The organism is Priestia sp. GS2, assembly GCF_036409025.1.
Lineage (GTDB): Bacteria > Bacillota > Bacilli > Bacillales > Bacillaceae_H > Priestia > Priestia aryabhattai_A.
The window spans coordinates 1-20811 of sequence record NZ_JAZGJX010000003.1; the positions used below are offsets into that span (position 1 = coordinate 1).

32 protein-coding genes are annotated in these 20811 nt (G+C 33.3%); 7 read left to right on the plus strand and 25 right to left on the minus strand.

All coding sequences use genetic code 11. The features are described from left to right. Positions 1-94 precede the first annotated feature (94 nt). From V2145_RS20560 to V2145_RS20590, 7 genes are all read right to left on the minus strand, one after another. The gene (locus tag V2145_RS20560) at positions 95-1000 is read right to left on the minus strand and encodes a tyrosine-type recombinase/integrase (protein WP_330988197.1); all 906 of its coding nucleotides are present in this window, start codon (positions 998-1000) and stop codon (positions 95-97) included. A gap of 589 nt (positions 1001-1589) precedes the next feature. Next, positions 1590-2153: a sigma factor-like helix-turn-helix DNA-binding protein gene (locus V2145_RS20565; RefSeq protein ID WP_330988198.1), complete on the minus strand. Its 564-nt coding sequence runs from the start codon at positions 2151-2153 to the stop codon at positions 1590-1592. A 21-nt stretch (positions 2154-2174) separates the two neighbouring features. Next, positions 2175-2375, minus strand: coding sequence for a hypothetical protein (locus tag V2145_RS20570; RefSeq protein ID WP_273122756.1), 201 nt, complete (start codon positions 2373-2375; stop codon positions 2175-2177). A 258-nt stretch (positions 2376-2633) separates the two neighbouring features. Beyond that, a complete protein-coding gene (locus tag V2145_RS20575; RefSeq protein WP_330988199.1) occupies positions 2634-3335 on the minus strand; it encodes an ORF6N domain-containing protein in 702 nt (233 codons plus the stop codon). Between the two features lie 19 nt (positions 3336-3354). Beyond that, positions 3355-3906: a dUTP diphosphatase gene (locus tag V2145_RS20580; protein WP_330988200.1), complete on the minus strand. Its 552-nt coding sequence runs from the start codon at positions 3904-3906 to the stop codon at positions 3355-3357. Positions 3907-4156: 250 nt separating this feature from the next. Then, complete coding sequence (locus V2145_RS20585) at positions 4157-4390, minus strand: hypothetical protein (protein ID WP_273122748.1); 234 nt, start codon at positions 4388-4390, stop codon at positions 4157-4159. Positions 4391-4402: 12 nt separating this feature from the next. Beyond that, on the minus strand, positions 4403-5179 hold the full coding sequence (locus V2145_RS20590) for a hypothetical protein (RefSeq protein WP_330988201.1): 777 nt from the start codon (positions 5177-5179) through the stop codon (positions 4403-4405). A 275-nt stretch (positions 5180-5454) separates the two neighbouring features. Between V2145_RS20590 and V2145_RS20595 the strand changes: the two genes are divergently transcribed. Continuing rightward, positions 5455-5814: an MmcQ/YjbR family DNA-binding protein gene (locus V2145_RS20595; RefSeq protein WP_330988202.1), complete on the plus strand. Its 360-nt coding sequence runs from the start codon at positions 5455-5457 to the stop codon at positions 5812-5814. Positions 5815-6028: 214 nt separating this feature from the next. On the opposite strand, the gene V2145_RS20600 is transcribed toward V2145_RS20595, so the two are convergent. The 12 genes from V2145_RS20600 to V2145_RS20655 form a co-directional block, all read right to left on the minus strand. Beyond that, positions 6029-6505 (minus strand): hypothetical protein, encoded by a 477-nt coding sequence (locus tag V2145_RS20600; RefSeq protein WP_273122743.1) that lies wholly within the window; start codon positions 6503-6505, stop codon positions 6029-6031. Beyond that, complete coding sequence (locus tag V2145_RS20605; protein ID WP_273122741.1) at positions 6505-6705, minus strand: hypothetical protein; 201 nt, start codon at positions 6703-6705, stop codon at positions 6505-6507. Before V2145_RS20605 ends, V2145_RS20600 begins: the two co-directional genes overlap by 1 nt. Positions 6706-6763: 58 nt before the next feature. After that, on the minus strand, positions 6764-6892 hold the full coding sequence (locus V2145_RS20610) for a hypothetical protein (RefSeq protein WP_273122740.1): 129 nt from the start codon (positions 6890-6892) through the stop codon (positions 6764-6766). A gap of 14 nt (positions 6893-6906) precedes the next feature. Beyond that, positions 6907-7059: a DUF3983 domain-containing protein gene (locus tag V2145_RS20615; protein WP_273122738.1), complete on the minus strand. Its 153-nt coding sequence runs from the start codon at positions 7057-7059 to the stop codon at positions 6907-6909. Between the two features lie 2 nt (positions 7060-7061). Next, entirely contained in the window at positions 7062-7349 is a 288-nt protein-coding gene (locus tag V2145_RS20620) for an AbrB/MazE/SpoVT family DNA-binding domain-containing protein (protein ID WP_330988203.1), read from the minus strand. An 18-nt stretch (positions 7350-7367) separates the two neighbouring features. Beyond that, positions 7368-7796, minus strand: a complete 429-nt coding sequence (locus V2145_RS20625) for a hypothetical protein (protein WP_330988204.1) — start codon at positions 7794-7796, stop codon at positions 7368-7370. Positions 7797-7825: 29 nt separating this feature from the next. Then, positions 7826-8386, minus strand: coding sequence for a Holliday junction resolvase RecU (locus tag V2145_RS20630; RefSeq protein WP_330988205.1), 561 nt, complete (start codon positions 8384-8386; stop codon positions 7826-7828). A gap of 177 nt (positions 8387-8563) precedes the next feature. Next, the gene (locus V2145_RS20635; RefSeq protein WP_273122729.1) at positions 8564-8782 is read right to left on the minus strand and encodes a hypothetical protein; all 219 of its coding nucleotides are present in this window, start codon (positions 8780-8782) and stop codon (positions 8564-8566) included. Next, a complete protein-coding gene (locus tag V2145_RS20640; protein WP_330988206.1) occupies positions 8779-9171 on the minus strand; it encodes a DUF6906 family protein in 393 nt (130 codons plus the stop codon). Before V2145_RS20640 ends, V2145_RS20635 begins: the two co-directional genes overlap by 4 nt. After that, the gene (locus V2145_RS20645) at positions 9168-9425 is read right to left on the minus strand and encodes a helix-turn-helix domain-containing protein (protein ID WP_330988207.1); all 258 of its coding nucleotides are present in this window, start codon (positions 9423-9425) and stop codon (positions 9168-9170) included. The genes V2145_RS20640 and V2145_RS20645 overlap by 4 nt, the downstream gene beginning before the upstream one ends. A 21-nt stretch (positions 9426-9446) precedes the next feature. Then, the gene (locus V2145_RS20650) at positions 9447-9824 is read right to left on the minus strand and encodes a hypothetical protein (protein ID WP_330988208.1); all 378 of its coding nucleotides are present in this window, start codon (positions 9822-9824) and stop codon (positions 9447-9449) included. A 45-nt stretch (positions 9825-9869) separates the two neighbouring features. Next, complete coding sequence (locus V2145_RS20655) at positions 9870-10067, minus strand: helix-turn-helix transcriptional regulator (protein WP_273122724.1); 198 nt, start codon at positions 10065-10067, stop codon at positions 9870-9872. Between the two features lie 225 nt (positions 10068-10292). Here V2145_RS20655 and V2145_RS20660 point away from each other — a divergent pair, with 225 nt between their 5' ends. After that, positions 10293-10691, plus strand: a complete 399-nt coding sequence (locus tag V2145_RS20660; RefSeq protein ID WP_273122723.1) for a helix-turn-helix domain-containing protein — start codon at positions 10293-10295, stop codon at positions 10689-10691. 202 nt (positions 10692-10893) lie between these two features. On the opposite strand, the gene V2145_RS20665 is transcribed toward V2145_RS20660, so the two are convergent. The 3 genes from V2145_RS20665 to V2145_RS20675 all read right to left on the minus strand — a co-directional run bounded on the left by V2145_RS20665 (position 10894) and on the right by V2145_RS20675 (position 12684). Next, positions 10894-11106, minus strand: coding sequence for a hypothetical protein (locus tag V2145_RS20665; protein ID WP_330988209.1), 213 nt, complete (start codon positions 11104-11106; stop codon positions 10894-10896). Between the two features lie 114 nt (positions 11107-11220). Then, a complete protein-coding gene (locus tag V2145_RS20670) occupies positions 11221-11391 on the minus strand; it encodes a hypothetical protein (RefSeq protein WP_273122720.1) in 171 nt (56 codons plus the stop codon). 120 nt (positions 11392-11511) lie between these two features. Beyond that, entirely contained in the window at positions 11512-12684 is a 1173-nt protein-coding gene (locus V2145_RS20675) for an AimR family lysis-lysogeny pheromone receptor (RefSeq protein WP_330988210.1), read from the minus strand. 183 nt (positions 12685-12867) lie between these two features. On the opposite strand from V2145_RS20675, the gene V2145_RS20680 reads away from it, so the two are divergent. The 4 genes from V2145_RS20680 to V2145_RS20695 all read left to right on the plus strand — a co-directional run bounded on the left by V2145_RS20680 (position 12868) and on the right by V2145_RS20695 (position 16801). Beyond that, on the plus strand, positions 12868-13125 hold the full coding sequence (locus tag V2145_RS20680; RefSeq protein ID WP_273122716.1) for a hypothetical protein: 258 nt from the start codon (positions 12868-12870) through the stop codon (positions 13123-13125). 316 nt (positions 13126-13441) lie between these two features. Next, positions 13442-14605 (plus strand): hypothetical protein, encoded by a 1164-nt coding sequence (locus tag V2145_RS20685; protein ID WP_330988211.1) that lies wholly within the window; start codon positions 13442-13444, stop codon positions 14603-14605. A gap of 160 nt (positions 14606-14765) precedes the next feature. After that, the gene (locus V2145_RS20690; protein ID WP_330988212.1) at positions 14766-15710 is read left to right on the plus strand and encodes a tyrosine-type recombinase/integrase; all 945 of its coding nucleotides are present in this window, start codon (positions 14766-14768) and stop codon (positions 15708-15710) included. 2 nt (positions 15711-15712) lie between these two features. Continuing rightward, positions 15713-16801: an RES family NAD+ phosphorylase gene (locus tag V2145_RS20695; RefSeq protein WP_330988213.1), complete on the plus strand. Its 1089-nt coding sequence runs from the start codon at positions 15713-15715 to the stop codon at positions 16799-16801. 913 nt (positions 16802-17714) lie between these two features. Here V2145_RS20695 and V2145_RS20700 read toward each other — a convergent pair. Both V2145_RS20700 and V2145_RS20705 read right to left on the minus strand, forming a co-directional pair. Then, positions 17715-18080: a hypothetical protein gene (locus tag V2145_RS20700; protein ID WP_330988214.1), complete on the minus strand. Its 366-nt coding sequence runs from the start codon at positions 18078-18080 to the stop codon at positions 17715-17717. A 14-nt stretch (positions 18081-18094) separates the two neighbouring features. Further along, positions 18095-19264 carry a ParM/StbA family protein gene (locus tag V2145_RS20705; RefSeq protein ID WP_330988244.1) on the minus strand — a complete coding sequence of 390 codons (1170 nt, stop codon included), beginning with the start codon at positions 19262-19264 and terminating at the stop codon, positions 18095-18097. A gap of 459 nt (positions 19265-19723) precedes the next feature. Between V2145_RS20705 and V2145_RS20710 the strand changes: the two genes are divergently transcribed. Next, positions 19724-20302 (plus strand): helix-turn-helix domain-containing protein, encoded by a 579-nt coding sequence (locus V2145_RS20710; protein WP_330988215.1) that lies wholly within the window; start codon positions 19724-19726, stop codon positions 20300-20302. A 93-nt stretch (positions 20303-20395) separates the two neighbouring features. On the opposite strand, the gene V2145_RS20715 is transcribed toward V2145_RS20710, so the two are convergent. Next, positions 20396-20782 (minus strand): hypothetical protein, encoded by a 387-nt coding sequence (locus V2145_RS20715; RefSeq protein ID WP_330988216.1) that lies wholly within the window; start codon positions 20780-20782, stop codon positions 20396-20398. Between the last annotated feature and the right edge of the window lie 29 nt (positions 20783-20811).

Here is a 20811-nt window from a genome sequence, read left to right on the forward strand (position 1 = left end):
GATTAACCAAACAAGGAAAATACAATGACTAAAAGGCTTAATTTCTCTGCGAGTGCAGTTGAGAAATTAAGCTTTTTAATTTCTTATCACAAACTTATTCTTCGGCTGACAGCTTATTAACAGCACCCCTACGTTCCTCTTCGCTGGAACGAATGTAGATGCGAGTTGTGTTTAAGTCTGTATGCCCTGCTAAATCTGCTATAAGGGATAACGATACCCCCTTCGCGGCGAGATCATGGCAAAAAGTATGTCTTAATGCATGTGGTGTTAAATCTTCAACCTTTGTTTTCTTTTTAAGTTCTTTAAACATGGATTGGATACCTTGAGCAGTGATTGGTCCTTTTTGAGAAATAAAGACCCGCTGCCCTTTATCTGAAGGTCTAATATCTAGCCATTGCTTTAAAGCAGTCAGTAAGTCTCTATTCATTTCTACACGACGGAACTTTCCTCCCTTACCATCTTGAATATAAATAATTTGCTTTATTAAGTCTAAATCGTCCACTTCAAGATTAACTACTTCACCAATACGTAACCCCCCATGCAACATTAAATAGACAATCGCTCGATTGCGTATCATTAAATTCTCTTTATTTCTCCACTCACTAGCGGTGTTCATAACGCGCACTACATAATTCTTTTCATTTCTATCTAACCAACGAACAGAATCCGAACGCTGTTGTATTTTCTGAGGCTTTACTTTTTCTACTGGACTCACGTCTATCACTCCTTCATTTTTTAAGAAGCGGAAATAAGTACGTAAACCTTCTAAGTTCTTATTAACTGTTTTAGGACTAAGTCGTCCTTGTTGTTTATTTTTAGCGGTATGTAATAGATATTGCTTGTAATCTTGTATGTCTAAAGCAGAGACATTTCGCGGATCTAATGTTTGGCCAAAAGATTCTTCATACCATTTCTTAAACCCATTAACAATTCCAATGTAAGTTACAATGGTTGATTCTCTGTTTCCTTCTTCCCTTAAATAAACGATAAATTTTTCCACCTTAGCTCCCCCACACAAAACAATGTATTCTATATGATTTTTCCTCATTTACATTATAATGTATTCTATATGATTTTGGAAGGAGTTTTAATCAAAAAACAATATAGAATACATATTCTATATTGTTTTTTGATTTTGATAATTTGAAAAGATGAAGGTCCTTTGGATAAAAAAGAAACGCCTATACATAGTTTTAAGGGGGATGGAGGTTACATGAAAACAAATGACAAAGAACATTTTTGGACCTTCACCTTTTGAAAGCATCAATTTTTCTATTAAGACAGAGATAATAATATTGGTGTGAGTAATATTATTATTGAGCATTGATATGAGCAAAATATAAATGGGCTAATTTCAGAATGATATACTCTCATCATTTATTTAATCCTTAAGAGTGATTCAGAATCGCCAACTTACTTACATGGTTCATATACACAGCTCCCCTTTCTATCTCTGCCTTAATACAAAAAAGTACTTCGTATTTAAACGAAGTACTAAGAAAAGGGGGGGATAAGTTAACACACGAAAGAACTACGCTTTCATATATAGGTGGCTTTCGAGTTACAAAATGTTGCAAATCATGAACATTTCACTCAAAAAAATCCTCCACTTTAATATTTTTTCTAATTTTTTTTCGAGCTCTGTCCAATAAACTATACACTGTACCTGTAGCTATGTTAGTAAGGTTTGAAATTTCTGTCACACTAAATCCATATCCATTAGCTAACATATATATTGCTCTTTCTCTTTTCGTCATAAACCATAACAGGTCTAGCACCTTATCCTCTAAAATTTTTATTTCTTTGTCCGTTTTACTTTCTCTCTCTTTGCTTTGCATATTTAAAAAGCGGTTTGGGTCAATTTTAATCTCCCTTTGATAAGCTGCTAAATTTTCCGCTCCTCTCATTAGTCCTGGCTTACGTCCCGTTTTCATCCATTCAATAGCAAACTTTAAATCACTTATCATGCTGCTATAATGACTACGATCATTTTTTATAGAAGCTATTTTTTCGAGAATATTAGTTTCGTATTCACCTATAGTAATAAAATTCTTTCTTTCTTCCTCTAAAAAACTTAATTCCAGCTTTGCTTCTTTATCCTTTGCTCTCAAATCTTCTACTGCAAATTCGTATTGCATAATTAAATCTTTCATGATTAACCCATCTCCCTCTTGTTATCTCTGTCTAATAGAACCCCGTCTTCTTTCGTAGGTCGCTCTATTTGTTCCCATTAATTCACGCAAATCACGTTCACTTAAACTTTCTGAAGCAATAGGCTTCTTATTTTTCTTTTTAGCTTTTGATTTCTTTTTCTTCGTTGGCTTGTATCCATTTTTCTCTTGCCATTTCTCCATCTGTTCTTTAATCGTCCCCATAATTAATCACTCCTGCGAATCCCCTTCTAAAAGGAGCGCTCCTTTTAATTAATAAGAGCGCTCTTTATTCTTAAATAGGAGCGCTCCTTTAAAAAGTCTGGATTTGAATTTTTTCTTTCTTATTTAAAAACCCTTTTAATATGTCAAAAGATGGTTTGTGTTGTTTTGAAATTTGCTTTTAAGGCAAAAAAGAAGAGCACTGACATATTCGCCCTTGCTCTCATTCCTTTTTATTCAGTTGGACCGCTTCATCCCTTGTTATATTAAGCTAGGTCTCCATCCCTCTATAAAGGAGATAGCCTCTTTAAAGTCTTGTTTCTTTATATCCCTATATGAAGGGACAGCAAAAGCCATTTTGATTTCTCTCCAGGCACGAGCATGCAATTTCCGCTTCGTGTCTATAAAATCTATATTGTACGTTCCATCAGCCCATAACTTCTCTACTCGTTTATTCTTCGCATTACATATAGCTAACTGTTGCCCGTAATCAATCGTTAATTGATCGTTAACAATAGTTTTAAGACTGTTTAACTCTTGTTTGACTGACGCTACTTCTTCACTGGTTTGGAGTGTTAGTTTCATCGAAGCAATAAGCTGCTCTTTTTCTGATAACAGCTTCACCGCTTCTCTTTTCGTAAAATAGTCATCTACTAACATTTCATATGCTTCCCAAGCTTTATCTGTATTTAAAGACTTTGCATGTAATAGAGCTCCTTTTTCTGTCCAAAGGTACAATCTATTTACCCTTAATAACGAACCATCATTTTTACCGGTCGTCATTTTGAACCGCTTCAATGCTAAACCTTCCAATAAGATAAAGTGCTTCCCTTCTTTATACCGGTCTCTATTATTGTTAAAGTTACGATTGATGTAATCTACACTAGTTTCATATGCCCCGGCCAATTGAGCAGTTGTAAGTACACGTTGGTTATTTTGTTCAATAACTTGCAAGCTTCCCATATCCCCACATCCTATAAGATTAGTATCCTTGCTCTTGTCTTTGGTGATTAATTGCATTCTTTTCAAAATACGCACTTTCTATTTGTTCCTCTGTAAAACCAATTGATTTACCCAACATAATAAAGTTACCAAATAATCGTTCATACAAATCTTGAGTTACTTGTCCATCTACGCAAAATACAAAATAAAGAGAATTGATGTTCTCAAAGCACTTTAAGAAACATCTTGTAGCATCTGGCGCTTGTAATCCCCACATTTCTATATCTGTAATTCCTAATTCAATTCCAATTGATAAAATGAAATGTAGACAATCTACATATTCTTCTAGAAGCGGATTATAGTACTCTTTATCTTCTTCCATCATTGCTGGTGCTTTTAAAGCTCTAATACGTGGTTCTTGATTATTACTCCATTTCTTAAAGCCTCTATGCTCATTTGCACATTCTCCTAACTCCACTTGTAAAGCAAGCACTTTCCAGTCTAAATTGTTTTGTCCTTTTAGCTCTGGATGCTTTTCTAAAATCCTCTGATCTAATACCCGCTGCATATCAAACAACTTCTTTAAGTTCATGCTCTCTCTCCTAACCAAATGGCTTGTATTTTACCGCTAGGTGTAATAATGTACCCTCCACATTCACAATGCCTGCTGGTTAAATCTGCTGGTAAGTCTGAAATATCTTCCACCTTATTGCATGACCAACAAGCTGCTATAACCTTATTAGGAGGTTTTATTTTCTTTAGTGAACAATACCGACAATATAAACATCGCTTTCCTTTTGCATAACAGGTACAACCGCTACTACTCATATCACACACTCCTTTTAAAATATCTTCATGTGGTGCGCTTCTTGATAGAACTTCATACCTTCTGGTGTATTAAGAAAGATTTCTGCTTTCTTACAACTATCGGCTCGTTTAATTACTCCCGCTTCTTTTAATGCTTGTATATCAATAAATTTATAATCTAATGCTTTCCCTTGATTATCGTAGCGTTGGCACTCCATTACACTGACCCTTCTAGCAGTTGCTGTAGCTGTTACTTTTATATAAGTCATAACATCCGCTCCCTATAGGACAACTTTTAATGTTGCTTTAAGTAAATGATTTTCTTCACTAAGTTTTAGATAGTCTTGTGACAAAGAATTCCAATCCTCTTCCTTATCGTGATATTGTTTCGTTACATCTTCTAATTTCATTTTCAATACTCTTTCAGTATCAGAAGCTTTATTTAAAGAATCAGATGCCCTCTCTAGTGCTTTTTCTAATGAATCAACCCTACATTTGAGACTTCCTTCTTCCTGAACTGACCTTTCTTCTTCTAAAACTGTTAAACTGTTAAACTTCTCTTCTAACTGTCTATATTGTTCGTGCTTTTGTTGAATCTCTTCTGTTAGTTGTCTATTTGATTCTTGTTGCAGCTTATATTCTGCTTCTAGAGATTCATAATTTTGAACTTTCTTTTTCAATTCACTAATAATATTGGCGTACTCATCGGTAGAATTAACCTTTAGTTTTTCCTTCTCCCTTTTTGGAACTGTTGATTCGTTCCATTTTCGAATATAATAATGAATTGTTGCTGGATCTACACCATAGTGATTTGCAATTGCTGATTTTGGTTTACCTTCAGACAACATTCTTTCTACAACAGCTTTTTCAATATTTGTTTTTGGGGTCCTAGCCATATATTTTTCACTCCTTTTTACAGTGGTTAATCTTTTTAACTCTTCACCAATACTCATCAGCTTCAATCCATAGGGACAGGTTGCGTTACAAACCTCTTTAATCCTTTTTCTATCCGCACAACCTACACAATGATGTTCCGTTATATCACTAATTTGATCCAATAAATTCCATCGTATATTTTGCACGGTTAAGCACCACTTTCTTCATTTTTTCACTCTTAGTTTTAAGTACAAATAATGCACCCTCATCACTTAGAGGGTGCTGCTTCATAATCGTATTTCGTTTTATTCTCGTGTTACGCATGATCCTTTTCTTGTTTTATTAAAAGTAAAGTCGTTACATTTACAATAATTATTGAAATACAAAGGTTTTTGATTATAATAAATGTAATCGAACGTGTGTATTTAGTGACTACTTTAAAAAAGGAGACTTTTAAATGGATAAAGCTAGACTTCAATCATTTTGTCTGACACTACCCGGAACGACACATGATTACCAAGTAGACTGGCAAGCAGATCGTTATCATATTGGCGGGAAGTTGTTTGCTATGATGGGAGGAGACTCTCAAAGAAAGCCAATTATCACTTTAAAATGCGAACCTACTCGTGCTGAAGAATTAAGAGAAACCTATCAAGGCATTATTCCTGGGCATTATATGAATAAAACACACTGGAACTCTATTTATTTTGATTCAAATCTATCCGATGATTTTTTAGAAAATTTAATTCTACATTCCTACAATTTAGTTTTTGAAAAACTGACAAAAAAAGTCCAAAACCAAATCATTCCAAAGTAGTTTTTAAGTTCGACACTTTTTTTGCTTCATATTTTATTTTCTTGAAATCCCTTAAGTTTATTGAAAAAAAATGTTGTTAAGGAAATATATCTAAATGGACTGGATAATTAGATTAATACTTATCCAACATTTGAAAGAGTATTATGCTCTTTCTTTTTTATTTTTCTATGCCTATGTCGCAGTTTGTGTCAAATTAGCAGCAGCACGGAAGCTCTTATAGGAAATCAAAGATAGATGTTTGCTCAAATTTGGATTTCTTTGTATCCTTTTGTATAAATTGCTGTTTTTTCTCTACAGTCATATCTTTTTTTAAAATCACTTCATTAGAAACCTTGATTTCTTTAAAATACTTGATAGAGAAACATCCCATAGGACGTTCTCCTTCATAGATATAATAATGTGTTCCGCGATTAAGTCTGGTTGGCGTAGCTGTAAACTGTTGCCCTATTTTAAAACCATAAACCTCTTCAATCACTTCAACCTTTTGATGAACTTTTTCTTTAATATTTTGAGACTTATCACTTTGCTTTAACTCCCCATAATGAAACCGAAAGAATTTATGTCCATCATTATCAGGTGTGTTCATTTCAACCTGTATTGGGTAAAAAGGTTCATTACTTACATCAACAATAACGCCACTACCTTTTATAAAGATGCTATCAACGTCTACCGACATACCAGCTTCTAACATTAGTAATCACTCTGTGTATACAGTACACTTCCTTCTGTATGCTTACTATCCGCTAATTTAAAAGCTTCATAACTGACCCTTTTGGCAACTGCTTTTGGACTAATCATTGTTGCAATTCGTTTCATAGCTAAAAATCTATCGTTTGGGCTTTTAGCGGTTACAACCTCTCGACCATCTAGGTCAATGACATAATAGTTCATTTTGATCCTCCATTAAGGTAGGCAACAGATACCAGCTTAAGATACTGTTGCCTTTTTATTATTGTTCATTACATTTAGTTTCTAATTTCTCATACCATTTTTCTAAAGTTGATACTGTAATAAGCGTGATGATGGCAACGTTTAACGCAAAATATCCTAAGTCCGTTAGAGTTAAGGTAAATTCCATTAAGCCAACCTCCATTATTTAGCTTCTAAAATACCTGCCTTTATAAAAATGTTTTTCCAAGCTTGCTCTAAATTATTTTGCTTTTCAATACGATGTGAAGATATACCATTCAAACGTCTTATCCGTGCTCTTCTCAAGCATTTAAGGTGAGTTTTTTTAGTTGCCATAATTAGCGGTCCCGCTCCTTCTTCTTAGCATCCAAATGTGCTACTAAAGCATCCAAAACTTCTTTAGATTCTAAATCACTCAATGAAGACATAATGGACTTAAAGTCAATCACTACTTTTTCTTTGTTAATTTCAGATCTAAAAGTCCGTAACACAAGACCTTCTGCTGTCGATAACATTTCAACGCTTGTTCCTGGTTTCCAGTTATATTGCTTACGAAGCTCTGCAGGAATTACAATACGTCCTACCGGGTCCATTTTTCGAATAAATCCTAAAGCCTTGGGTGTCATAACTTATCCCTCCATCTTTTAAATAGCTAGTGTTAGTTGCTCAGAGGCAGCAACAAAATCTTCATCCGCTTCTGACTCTGATGTTTCTATGTCAATTTCGAACCACTCCACCTTTTTGGGATGTAGCTCACGCCATAATACTTTGTTAGATTGGTCTTGAATTGCTACCTCAACTTTTCTTCCATGAGGTGTGAAAGCATCATAATATGCACCCTCCCCAACATCCTCATATAATCGAACATTTAAGAACCCTAGATTATTAATTAACTCTATATGTTGCTTATGTTTATCTTCTAATGACCTTAAGTAATTCAGTAACTTGCCATTAGGCCTATAACCTGCTAACATGGTCTTAATGTTAATATCATTTTTTCTAGGAAACAGATCATGCTGTTGCTCGCATTCCAGGCTGCAATACATGGTCTGTTTTTCTGTTGTTACAAACATTTTTAAACAACTTCCGCACTGGCTGTATCTCATATCACTAACATCGCTTTATCCAATGCTGCTAAATAATCAATTGGGACGTTACGCCCCGCTTGGCAAGAAATGCATTTTTCTTTAAAAAACTGATAAGGTATACTTTTACTCCCACCTTTTTCTGCTTCTTTCCAAAACTTCTCTAAGTCCTCAAAAAGAAGTATGTAAATTTCGTGATGAGCCTTAAATCGAATAAGCAAAAAGGAAATTCCTGCGTGAATATGCTTGTCTCTCAGAACTTCAAATTGATGTTCTTTTAGGTTTTTCAAAGGGAAAGAATGCTTATTTTCAGTTTCTTTTGCATCAAAGGCAATGGTTTTCCCCCTTGCTATTCCTATAAAATCCACAGTCGATTTTTCTTCAAAATAGCCATCTATAATACGTCCTTTTTTAAGACCCGTAGTAGCTAATTTAATCACTTTTACTGGTGTTGCTATCTTGTCAATTGATGCAATGCCCCTTAGCTTATAGCGGGCATTTGCTTGTAAGATGTAATTCTCTAGCTCCATTCCTCGATTAGCATTTGGTTGTTTTTTCTTAATACGCTTAATCGTCATTACTTCTCAATACCTCCTTTGGAAGATCTACCGCTCATAATTCGTAAATTAACCCATACCTTAGTAATCTGCGTTCCAATTCCATTTCAGCAAGACCTTTATACGCCAAAGGACAATCCTCATTACGTATAATTTGTGTTAATTCTTGCAATGTTGCTGACTCCCATCTCATGCTGTCTACTCTCCCTTTTTCATCATAGATCCTGGTTCTTTATCAATGAGGTGCTTGTCGTCTAAACAAGAGGGGCATTTGAGGCAACTCTGGTCTTCAAAATTTTGAGAAACCGCAAATTCACACTCACAATCAATACAGTAATAAATATTAAATTCGTTTAACTTTAATATTTTTTTATACTCTTCCAAATGACCATTAAAATCAGCTGTTTCAAGGTTCATGCTGGAACAACTCTCTTTTTAGATGTTTCACGATGTACTAAGTGCAGCTCTCCAGTGGGATTTTTTGTAACAAGCCAATTCTTTGGATCAAGCCCTGCTTTTCGCATAGATTCTTTTTGTTTCTTTGTTGGTACTTTTCCATTTTTTATGGTAATAACCGCCTCTCTTTTCGGTAAAATGATTTTATCTAATTGAGAAAACATATTATGTAATCGCTCAGATGATATTTGTTCTCCATCGATTAACACTGGAGGGATAACATTATGTTCAGCAATACCATGTCGTTCAAAGATTTCTTTCAAATGCTTTACATTATTAAAGAATCCAAAATAACCGACAGGCCTACCATTATGATTTAAATGATGAAGACGAATTGTATTAGGGCTCATATTGTAATCACCATATAACTCTTAGTAAGTCCCTTTTTTATTTTCTCTTCAAGATGTGGTGTGTTAGGGTCAACCTGTCCTAATTCGATGCGTATCAACGCATCATATGAGATATTTATGATGTTGCAAAATTCATTTCGAGAATATCCCGCTTTTCTACGCATTTCTTGAACTTTTTTTCCAAAATTAATTCTCCTTTTCTTTTCTGAATCTTCAAACTTCTTTTTCCATGAAGATATATAAGAAACTCCCATATAATCACCCCATAAAATGAATTAAGAAATTAACCTACTGTATGGATCAAATTGTCCTTGGGCATTTGTACAGTAATAATTCTGAAATTCATAATCAGAAATTCTACTGATACTTGTTGATCGTACAACTGGAATTAAATTCTGAAATTTGTCTTTATCTTCACGATGTTTATCGAATGTAACCATAATTAGACACTTAGAATGAAGAAAGGATTTTTTAAATTGTTGAATCTTTTTTTCTCTCCAAATTACTACTCTAACTGGTGTGGATGTGTATTCAAAATCCAGAAAATTTGTTTTTAAAATATTCATGTAACAAATTAACTTAGGTCCATATTCTGTATTCTGGATTTTATCTACACTTAAAACTTTCCCAATAATTAATCGTTCTGAATTCATTTTCTCACCTCCTCTAAAATGTTTTCGTAAAGAAAACTCAATCCCTTAAAAAAAGAGTTCATCCACTGTCAACTCAAAGTAGTCGGATAGTTTTTTAGCTAAACCTAGCTGTAAATCTGACTTTCCGTTTTCAATTTTAATGTATGAACCTCGCCCAATACCTATTGCTTGTGCTATTTCTTCCTGAGATAGAAGTTTTTTCTTTCTCTCTTTATATAGCCTCATCCTTTTTTCTTTCTTCATAAGCTTACCTCACTTTTAGTATTCGGAAAGAAACCTTGTTTATATACTCATTATATTACATCCAGAAAACTTTTCAAGTGATTTCTCACAAAAAAATGTCATTTTGTTTGCATTAGGAAACTTTTTTCTGAATATAATTTCAAAAATGTACACTTTTGGAAACTTTTTATCTTGTAAAAGCTAGGAATATTATAGATAATAATACTTAGGAGGGTGATATAAGAAATGAACGAGGATAAAGAATTTCATAATATTATTGGAGAAAGAATTAAATCTCAAAGACAAAAATTGAGAATACGCAATATAGATATTGCTGATAGCCTAGGTGTAAATAAATCTACGGTTAGTAACTGGATTACTGGGCATAGAATTCCAGACACAAAAATTTTGCCAGATCTAGCAACCATATTAAATACTTCCACAGATTATTTAACTGGAAAATCTGATAATCCCCTCCCAGAAGATTATAAAAATGATGTGAGGGAATTCTTAGAAACTAAAGAATTGTACTTTAAAGGTGAAGTTATAACAGATGATGTGAGGGAAGCTTTAATACAATTATTGAATGCTGTTGTAAAACCTAGCACAAATAAAAGTGTTGATAATGATAAGATTTCTGAATAATATTTTTTTGCAAACAAGATATAATTATAGGAATAATAATCTAACCGAATTTATTTTTTATATTATCAACCACTTACATATAAAATGCCACAGCTATTAATAATACCTTGAACGGATCACTGTATAGTAAATAAAAATTAATGCTACATATTTTTGTTAAGCAAAAGTATTAATGATAAATATTAAAAAAACGAGAACAGTCTTATGCTGTTCTCGTTTTTTTTCTTATTAATTCTTCTATTAAACCTAGATTTTTAGATGAAATATATCCATTATTATGTAAATCTGTAATCATAGAGCCAAAATCTATAGTTTCACCAATTGTATAATCTTGAATTCGTGCTGCTAGGGCTCCCGCTCCATGTAATACTGTAGAAATTGCATGTACCTCTTCTTCACTAACCATTCTCCCCATATTAATCCGCCTTTTCTATGTATTTTTAGATTTTGTTTTTTTTTAACGTTTTCTAAAAACCTCGTTACATTAATAAAGACATCACCCTGAACTTAGGATGATGTCTTCGTTATTTTAAATTCCACCTGGATCTCTAGCATAAAGAATTACTGTGTCTGTTTTAGCAACAATCTTCGGAGTTTCTTTTTGAAGCGTATCTGTTTGAGCACTAGCACTACTACCAAAGCTTAAGGCCATAGTAGCTAATGCAACAACAGCTAAAGCTTTTTGAATAGCTTTATTCAATAGTATCAGCTCCTGTTTTCTCTTTGATAACTAATATAGTATATTATTACTAAAAAAATTTCAATAAGAAAACCTCAATACGCATCATAATTCTTGAATTTTTTTGAAATAACATGAATTTCACTCTTTAAAACAAGGACTAAAGACATTGATTTTAAAATTATCGATAAGATTTTGTGCCATTTGCACGTAAAAAAAATCACCTGATTGGTAAAACCTATCTTTAGCAATATACATCATACTTATATCTTTTGTTGCTAAAGCTTTATAATACGCTTGGAAGTTTGTTAGGTATCCATTCTGATCCTCTAGCTCCTGGATAATATCTAAAGCGCGCTCTTTTGAACCCGGACAGTTCTTTTTAGCAAAGAAATGAGCTTGCTCAGCTTTATCTTCTAAAAATAAGTTATCATAATCATTGTGATATATGTGTAAGAAATCGTGTGTAGATTTTATAATCTTTTTCCACTTGGGGTTTTCATCAAAGTACCCATCTTTCATGAGATTAACAGAACATTCTATGTAGGAGTAGCTTTTTTCTTTGTTTGTAAATACGTAAATCTCACTTAAGCAGACAAGTGCATTGTTATAATACAGGGGAAACATATCTAAAATTTCTTTATTTGTTAATTCGGCACCAATTTCCTTGGCCAAAACCAGTTCATTTGATCTCATGCTAGATATAATCAAAGCTAGTTTAACGCGAATAGAATAAGCCATTCTTAGATATTGATTTTTGATATTTTGAATTTGTTTAAGTAGGTTCTTGGCCTTTGAAGCAACAGCTTTATATGCAGCAACATCTACGTAGTGATATACTGTTGAAATACCCAATAATATAAATGTCTCTAGATCTAAGCACTTTGGGTCTTGATATGATAGATCTTCAATTTTATCAAAAAAGTCTTGAACACTTATCGTTTTTTCTATCCTTCTCATTTGTAGTTCATAAACTGCTACAATTGGATCTACACGAGCTTTTAAAGAAGCTTTTTCTATTAGTAACTTTAATACCTTCATGTTTGAATTAGAGTACGCCCACTCTAATGCTTCCCTTTCGACCTTCTCATGAGAATCTCTACAAAACATCTCAATATATTCATGGTGATACTTACCAAAAGCAACACGTGTTAATTCAATGAATTTTATATATCCAACCTTATGCTTAAGATTAAACAGATTTGTTATAGTACCATTAGAAACTCCTAGTTGCTTAGCCACTTCACCTTTTGTTATACCTTTTTTTTCAAGTTCGTAATCGATAATGGCCATTAACTTTTTCTTTGAAATCATAGAACCCCTCCATTCTTTAACTACAGGAGTTAAACCAACTTATGTTTGATTTTATAGTCTACATATACAAAAAGCAACTAAAAATAACAAATTATGTATGTTTTTTCTGTTTTGTGAGCGATAAGTTATTATTTATGGTATATTAATACAAATATGACATGTTAGCAGGGGGACTTTTCAACTATGGGGGTAAGATTCGTATTAAAAGAATCAATTCTTGATGTATTAAAGCTTGAATCAACTAATGAATTCGTTGTTAAGTGCGATGTCCGTCCAAACACAATCTATGCTATGACTCATAATGCTACCAAGCGGGTAGAGATTGAGAATTTAAATAAGATTATACATACTCTTAACCTAATAGCTGCTACAAAAGGGATTGATCGTACTTTTACACTGGAAGATGTTATGATTTGGGAAGATGAGAGAGGGAATAAGTAAGTTACGGTGCTAAAAACAAGTTGCAAAAACGTTATTTTAACGTTATAATTCTAGATATAAAATTTCTTTCAGAAAACTATCTGACAAAAAAATACAATAGAACAGGGAAAACCCCCATTTTCTTTCTAAACTTTGGCCGGTTTGACAAGAAAATGAGGGTTATAGGAAGCCTGAAACACACTTGAAGTGTAGTTACAGACAAATAACTTATTTAATTATTATATTGTCTATTTTACTCCATTTCACGCAAAAAGACAATCTTTTTTGCATATTTTTGATGTGTTTTCAGCTTCCTATTCAGAGGAGGCTTTTTATTATGTCTAAATTAAAGAACGACATCCCACAAGGAAAAAAAATATCTGGAAAGCAAGCAAATGCTGACCGTTACATCAAATTAAATGAATTTCTTCTATTCGACCCTCTATATCGTGACATGCCAGAAAAGGCAAAACTTTTATATGTATTCCTTAGACATAAATTACCATACTTTCAGCAGCAAACAGAAGCTCATGAAAGTGGTTTAGAAGAAACAAAGTCTTATCGTGATGATCAAGGCTATATTTATTGTATTGCTGACAATACAGAATTGGAATACATCCTCAATTGCGCAGAATCTACCCTTATCAGAACAAAGAAAGCATTAACTCAATATGGCTTGTTAATTGAAGAGCCTACAAAAAATGGTGCTAATCGTTTATATGTACTTGAACCAACTGCTTTAAGCGAACGTTGGACATACATAGATGAAATAAAACAACTTCGAGCTGAGAAAAAAGAAAAAAACAAAGAAAAAGCTGTTAAATATGCTAAACCTTCGTCTAAATATGGTAACTTTCAAAATGAAAGTCACGGTAACTCGCAAAATGAAAGTTACGGTAACTTTCAAAATGAAAGTAAAAATCAATCTAATGGTTTTAAATCCAACTCAAGCTCTAAAATTAAACTTAATCTATCTATCTATGAAGATGAAATTAATAGCAGCATCTTACCTACTCTTCTGAAAATCTCTTTAAGCAAAAAGATTGATAGATTGATTCATCATAATATTGAAATTTTAGATATTGTTAAAAATTACGAACTACATAAACAAGTTGTTACGGAAGGGCAATATATTTCAGCACTAGATTTTGCACTCAAACTGGACAAGTTCTCTAAAGGCTTTATAGATGTAATGAACACTAATATTAAAAAGCAAATAGAATTTGAGCATAATCAGCAACGTCCTGCTGCTGCATCTACGAAAAATAAACGTCAAGAAATTGTGCCAGAAGAGATTCGCAAACAAATTGAAGCAGATGAACGAAAAGAAGAAGAAGCAGCGGCTCAGAATCAACAGAACACATACCAATTGACAGACGATATGATCTTACAAGAAAAAGTTGCATTCCTTAAAGATGGAATCGGAAAGCTTACAGATTCAGAAATTGCTTTAGCTTTGGAAAAAGGATTCTTAAAACTCGACGATTTAAAAGAAAATTAAACTTCTGTTTTTAATTTTTAGAAGCACAAAAGATGGTAAATTTAATATGTCATAAGAGAGTTTCTAATTGCCACAGAAACTAGAAATCCCTTAATAGCGGGTGTTATAATTTATTAAAGAACTTTTGGCATATTAAATTTACCTTTATAGGAGTGTTTTTATGAGTTTGCCTGTTTTTGCACAGCAATTTTCTTTATATTTACGCGAGAAAGGCCGGAAGGAATCAACAATAAAAATGTATGAGCACGACTTAAAACAGTTTTTTCTTTGGCTTGAAGAGTACAAGCCCGGTTTTGATGGCGAAACTTGGGGGGATTTGACGCGTTATGACTATAATCAGTACTTTGATTCATTAAAAAAGAAAAACCTCTCTGACGCCAATCTGAGGCGTGTAGCGTCTCACTTAAACGGCCTGCTTCGCTATTATCGTTTAAGTGATCGAGTTGGTACATTAAAAGGGACAGATTCTAAACAGCGTGCCCTTACGGACCTTGATTTTATTTCTTCTGAAGATGCAGCTTTATTATTAAGCTCCATTCCTACTAAAAAGGGATTAACAGACACTCAATTGCAAATTTACCCTTATATTTCTAAACGAAATTTAGGTATGGTTACTCTTATGATTAACTATGGACTGACCATTGAAGAAGTTGTAAAATTAACGGCTAAAGATTTTAACTTTGGCCAGAATACGTTAACGATTGAAACGAGTAAGAACAAACGCACCATTTTACTTGAGATTGATGATAAAAAGCTACTGTATGATTACTTAAAGGACATTCCAGATCTCTTTCGCCCAAAAGATTATACAGACGACCCTTTTTTTATATCGTTTCGCACTAAAAAACTGTCTTATTGGTTTGACTACAGCATGAACAGATCTAAAGGTATGAGTTTAATAGGAGCAAAACAGATGGTTGAAAAAGAGGTTAAGCGTGCTGGTTTACGAAATGGAATCAGCTCTACTCATTTTAGAAATAGCTGTATCTTGCAAAAAATAAAAAGCGGTTGGGGAAACCAAATGCTTATTGAGTACTTTGGTTTAAGTAGTAGACATGCATTGTATAGATACAAAAAATATTTGAACCAAGGAGAAGGTAATTAAATATGACAAAGTACTACTGTACACAATGTTTTCGAAATGAAAAGGTAATTGAATATATAAAAAAGCAAAATTTAATAGGCAGTTGCTCCTTCTGCGAATCTACTGAAGTCAACATAGCCTCCGCAGAAGATGCATTTTGGTTTGATCTTATTATTTCATTTGATTTCTTGAGAGCCTCTCCTGACAATAGAGGGTTTACTCTTGAGAGGTTTTTAACTAGACAGGTTGATTTATTGAGTGAAACTGTTTCACATCAAACTAGAATTGAGATAATTAATAATTTATTCCATCTGATGCTATATAGCCTTGATATAAACTTGTTGCATAATCCCGATCAAAAATTTGTAGCAAATTTTAAAGGAACTTCTGCTCTTGAGAAGAAATGGGAAGAGTTTAAGAAACAAATTAAACATACTAACCGTTTTGGTTTTGATATTGATGAAAAACTAAAAACTAACTTAGTTACGATACTCACCAATAATAAAAAAACTCTTAATAAGGGTACAGAATTTTATAGAGCGCGCCTTGGAAAACCAAAAGGGTCTAGAACATTTCCTTATGAAGAAGATCAAGTAATGGCTCCTCCAAAAGAAATAGTTTCCGAGGGACGAATTAATCCTAGGGGTGTTTCTTATCTATATGTTACTGACGATATAAACACCGCTATAGCTGAAGTTAGACCTTATAAAGGAACAGAGGTATCCTTAGCAACTGTACAAATAATTGAGGATATTGAGATAACTTCTTTTAACAATACTAACTATCATGGAAAATCTCTTCACGAACAAACTGAGTTGTATATTCTCACTAATACTATTAACTATGAATTATCCTACCCCATTGATGAACAAGCAAAATACTTGGATTACATTCCATATCAATATATTTCAGAACTAGCTAAACATTTAGGGCTTGAAGGTCTTGAATACAAAAGTGCATTAGAAGAAGGAACTAATCTATGTATTTTTAATACAAAAAAAGTTATGTGGAAGTCAGGTGAACTCTATAAAATTAAAAATTTAAAGGTTGAGGCTGAACCAGTAAACCAGCCAATAACAGATGCAACGTTTTCATTTGACCTTGAATGGTGAGTTGGATAATTCTACTTATTCTGTGACCAAATACAACATGATTACAATATTAAAAGTTCTAAAACAGCACATAAATCACTTGTAAGTTTTATTTTGCAACTTTATAATGAAACTGTGGTAGTGAAAACTATAGAAAATGAGCCTGCCAGTGCAATGGCGTAAAGTTAGCTCAAAAAAGAACCAAACCAGTGTTGCAGCACTAGTTTGGTCAAAGACGAACTTATTCACTTACCTCGAAAAAGATGGTTGCATTGTATTTCTTTAATCAAATCATAATTTAACGCTTAAATTTCTTTTAGCGAAAAAATAGTCTTCAGGCGTAGTGACCCTGTAAGGCTTTTTTTCGTTTCATTAGGTGTATAGACGAAGATGAGCTTGACCATACTACTAACATAAAAACAGGGAGCCACGCTCTCAGTTAATCAAGCGGGCACTTGAGAAGTGGTCTCAAGATTAGGATTGCAGTCCTACGCCTCCCTGTATGTAAAAAATAGTGGTTGCACTTATGGGATTAGCTGAAGAAATCGCGAACCATCTGAATTAAACCTAGGATCAGCCCCCAAGCCCATCCCATAAGTAACTTGCCTAACTGATAAAATGCCCCATTAAAAGCGGACTTCAAAAAATCATTACTCTGAGGCTTGTGGCTTTGCCTCTTTTTTGCTTTGTATTCTTCTCTCGTCATAATATAAATCACGCTCATTTCTTTTAGTGTAAAGAGAGCGTGGCAACTTCACTTGACTTTTCTATTATATACCAAGCTGACCAAATAATAAAAACTAAAATTACCTATATCATTATGGTATCCAGTAATGTATGGTTTTAAAATACTATATTTTTAAAAAGCAAATAAATTATTCTTGAACAGCGATAAAAAGGTGCTATTTGCTAATAGCACCTTAACTTATATATGTTAAAAGTCACTGTATTCCTCTAAATCTTCATCATCTAGATCACCTTCAACATCGTCTAGACTTATTGAAATATCTTTTTCACACGTTCCTACATCTCTTTTATCTTCTACATAGTGTGTTGTTGTATGCTCATTTTTCTCCTTAAAAGATAAGACTTGCAGTGATTCCAGTTTGTCTTCAATACGTTGTAACATTTCATGTGTTTTAACAACATCTGAAGCAGGCTTTTCCAAGATGTCACGTAATACCAATGCCTCAATATAATCTCCCAATTGCCTACCCTTTGCCTTTTCTTCGAGCTTGTCATAAACTGTTTGACTAAGTTTATTTGTTTTAATTGTAAATGCTCTTTGCCGTTCAGACATAGTTATCACCTACATTAGTTTTTTACGGCTTTTTTCTTCTTAATATATCCTAAGCTACGAATTTCTAAGCCATATAAATTCAAGTAGCGGCTGTCTTTTGGTACTTTATGATATTTTGCAGTACGCTCTTCCCCTATTTTTTCACTCATGCTTTCAAGAATAGCTACTTCCAGAATAGATGCTACCCCACCGCTGTAAACATATTTTCTAACCTTATTAGCGGGAGGTGGTGCTACATCGTTTAGCTTAGCCAGCAATATATCTGCGTACTCTTGTAACGATTGATTAATTTGCTGAGTCAAATCTGTTGTATCCCCTGTGTTCTCGTTCTCTAAGACAAAATTACGGCTTTCATGGTTATCAACAATAAATTGATCGAAAGTACGTAAGTCAGTAAATAATTCAGGGAACTTTTCTTTACGTAGTTTATCAATATGTGCTAAGTATGGAATACCTTCAATTGTCTGGAATGATTCACGACTGTTAGCTGCTTTTAAGCCTTCTGGTAAAATTACAACATCTGTGGAACCTCCACCAATATCAACAATTACAGTTTCAGCGTATTCGTACTCAGATACATCTTTTCTATCAACAAGCTGCAAATCTTTCTTTAGAGAAAAGCGGGCTACCTCCCCTTCTTTTAAGCAAATGCTTTCTTTAACAGTTACCTCTAACTCATTTGAGAAGCCGGGTGTGTGAATTTTAAATGCATGCTTTTTTGCAAAACGGTCAGCCATTGCTGTTTGTGCTTCACCAAAAGTAGCTGATTTTTTCAACAGCCAGATTGGTAACATTGTAGAGAAATAGTTAATTTCAATCTCAGTATCTTCTACATCCTCTGCTTTTAAAGCATGGTAATAAGCAATAGCCGCTAGGAATGTAACGTATGGAATATGGCTTGTTATTTTATTATGTAGCTTATTAATATGATTATTTGCTAATTGTTGAGTTGCTGCTATTTCCCCTACTAAGAAATAACGCTCATTCTCTTCTCCTGGAATAACTGTTGAAAGTAAAATACGCTTTTTAAAATCTTCTGCGGAGCTAATGGAATCCGTAAAGAATGAATTTGCCACTTCTTTCTTGATCTCAACTACATTAGTTGGTAAATCGAATTGATACCCATCGATAATATTCATATCTACTGAGTTTCCACAATCCTTATTAAAACGTGTTATCTTCATCATCTAGACACTCCCCTTAACTGTTAGTTGGACTTAAGTTCAACTTATTTTTAATTTTACTTTAAAAACAGTTATCTTTCAATATATTAGTTTAACTTATTCGGAGACAAAAAACCTTATATATCAACATTATAAATACTTAAGTTAAACTTATATGTTTATAATTAGTTATGAAACTATAAAACCCTTAAACTAGTTGAACTTAAGTTGAACCAAAATCCATATCTTTAGTATATAGTTATGTATCTAGGCAGTTTGCACCTTTTAAATCTAGACAGGAATCGTAAAATAAATAGTAGTATTCTTCAACGGATGAGTGTTTTTATTACAATTTTGCAGGGAATTAACTCTTTATAACGTAATTAATAAAATAACATCTCAAACATAGGTGATAAGGTAGTAAGTGATGATAATAAGGTTATATAAACATATAAAATTAAGTATATAGGAAGTGAGGTTATGGATATGAGTGAAGATAATAATCAAGTTGAGCAAAAACCAGATGAACGCGAATTAACTATAAAAGATGTAGCTGACCTTATAGATGAGAGTCCACACACCGTGCGAAACTGGTTAAAAGAGCTAGAAGGATATATCCCGTTTGAACGTAAGAAAAACGGATATCGTGTATTTAAAAATGAAGGTTTAGAAAGGTTTAAGTTAATTAAACATTTAAACCGCGATCAAGACTACACATTAAAAGAGATTGCTCTATATTTGGATACAGGTGGCGAAGCATTCAAAGTAATGCCAGAACCTAGTGCTGATTCTATACTCGCTGAAGAAATGAGAAGGATGAGAGAACGCTTAGATGAATTAGAAAAGCGTGATCGTGAACGAGATGAGGTATTAAAAGTCATTGCTGAACAATTAACAAAGCAAAACATCTACATAGAACATACTCTGAAAGAAAGAGACGAGCATTTAACTAGTACAATGAGAGAAATGCTGGAGGGGAAAAGGTTAATAGCAGCTGCTGAGGAACATGAGAAGCAACTTGAGAAAAAAAGTTGGTTACAAAGGTTATTAGGTAGATAATTAACTTGTAATCCTATAAAATGCGGTTAATTATAAATTATCCTGTTTACATTATTAAAAAACAGAGCATCACTTTAGGATGCTCTGTTACAATTAGTTTTGAAATACTTTACAAGCTGCTGGTACACCTTTTATATGCTTAAATTTCTTACAAGTAGCATCAATACCATTATTAATTGCATTTTGTGTAAGAGTTTGTGCTGTTTGGACACTTACAAAAATAGCAAATATACCGCCAACCCATGCCCAAAAGGAGTCTTTTGATCCTGGTCTTGGAGGTAAATTAGAAGGACCATCTTTATCAGGTTTTAAATTTTCGAAATTATTTGTTTCTTCATCAGTTTCTTGTGCTGCTGTTATTGTAACTTCACTACCTGCAGCTGCCGCTGAGGCTGTACTCTGTAACAACGAAGCGTGAAATAATGTAAAGACCATAGATGTAAGTAATAGTTTAACCAGTAAATATTTCCCTTTTTTCATAATTATGTATCCCCTTTGTAATTTTTTAA